Source organism: Cryobacterium sp. 10I1, from assembly GCF_035019805.1.
Classification (GTDB): Bacteria; Actinomycetota; Actinomycetes; order Actinomycetales; family Microbacteriaceae; genus Cryobacterium; species Cryobacterium glucosi.
In genome coordinates this window covers 1-1,334 of the sequence record NZ_JASJVF010000471.1, presented here as the reverse complement: position 1 = coordinate 1,334, position 1,334 = coordinate 1, and the positions used below count along the sequence as shown (strand labels likewise).

The following is a 1,334-nucleotide window of genomic DNA, read 5'->3' as shown; positions in this document are numbered from 1 at the left end:
GCGTCAGGGCGATCCCCGTGATGCGCCGGCTCAGCACGACCGGTTCCCAGATCGCACCCGTGCCCGTCGCCGTGCTCGGGGTGCTTCCCGCGTTCCTGCCGGTCGTGCTCGTGCTCGTCGCCGAGAACGTCGGCCACATCCGCGGCGTCGCCCAGATGACGGATGCGAAGGTGAACCGGTTCACCGGGCGCGCCCTGATGGCCGACGGGCTCGCGACGATGCTCGCCGGGTTCAGCGGCGGATCGGGCACGACGACCTACGGCGAGAACATCGGCGTGATGGCCGCGACCCGGATCTACTCGACCGCCGCGTACTGGGTCGCCGGGCTCGTCGCCGTGCTGCTCGGCCTCTCCCCCAAGATCGGCGCGGTCATCAACACCATCCCCGCCGGGGTGCTCGGCGGCGTCACGACCGCCCTCTACGGCCTGATCGGCATCATCGGCGTCAAGATCTGGCTCGACAACAAGGTCGACTTCAGCCGCCCGGTCAACCAGTTCACGGCCGCGACCGCGCTCATCATCGGCATCGCCGACTACACCTTCACCGCCGGTTCGCTGAGCTTCAACGGCATCGCGCTCGGCACGGTCGCCGCGATCGTGATCTACCACACCATGACCGTGATCGGCCGGCTCCGCCGCACCGACCGCTGACCCGCTGACCCGCGACACCGTCGTTCGACGCAACGTCGGAGTTTTTCGCGACACGCCGCATCCCCGGGCAGCGGATGCCGCGGGTCGCGAAATTCTCCGACATAACCGAGCCTGAGCCCCGACCGGGGAGCCGCTCCGAGCACGCGCGACCGGTCACGCGGACCGTGCGTGCGACATCCGGTCAGCGGTGCAGCGCGGGCACGATCAGGTAGACGCCGTACAGCACGGCCGCGACGCTGACCGAGAAGCAGGCATAGGCTCCGACGAGCGCGAGGCGCTTCTGGAACACGGTCAGCGGGTTCGCGGTCGCCGATTTGCGCCGCCGCTTGGCCTCTTTGGCCGCCCGCTTGGGCGTGAGCACCGTGATCGCGCCGGTGAAGGACGCCGGATCCACCACGAGCGCGCGGCCGGCACTCGTCAGCAGCCGGAGTCCGAGGGAGTACAGGCTCACGACGAGGGTCGACGAGAGGAGCGAAGCCCCGGCGACGACGAAGAATGCGCCCCAGTCGATCACAGCGATACCTTCTTCCGGTCGCGGCGCGCGATTCGCCTGGGCGTCTTCTTGATCTTCACGACGAGGGCGGCGTCGTCGATGTCGTGGAGGTTGTCGTGGGTGATGCGGGTGCGCCGCGACTGCCGGAACAGCAGGGCGACGATGACCGAGCCGAGGACCAGGTCGATGAC

General features: G+C 69.1%; 2 protein-coding genes. One reads left to right on the top strand and one right to left on the bottom strand.

Annotation, left to right across the window (positions count from 1 at the left end; all coding sequences use genetic code 11):
- A partial coding sequence (locus QN345_RS19160) for a solute carrier family 23 protein (RefSeq protein ID WP_323509127.1) occupies window positions 1-650 on the top strand: 650 nt, incomplete at its 5' end.
- 181 nt (window positions 651-831) lie between these two features.
- On the opposite strand, the gene QN345_RS19155 is transcribed toward QN345_RS19160, so the two are convergent.
- On the bottom strand, window positions 832-1,164 hold the full coding sequence (locus QN345_RS19155; RefSeq protein WP_134449566.1) for a peptidase: 333 nt from the start codon (window positions 1,162-1,164) through the stop codon (window positions 832-834).
- Window positions 1,165-1,334: the final 170 nt, after the last annotated feature.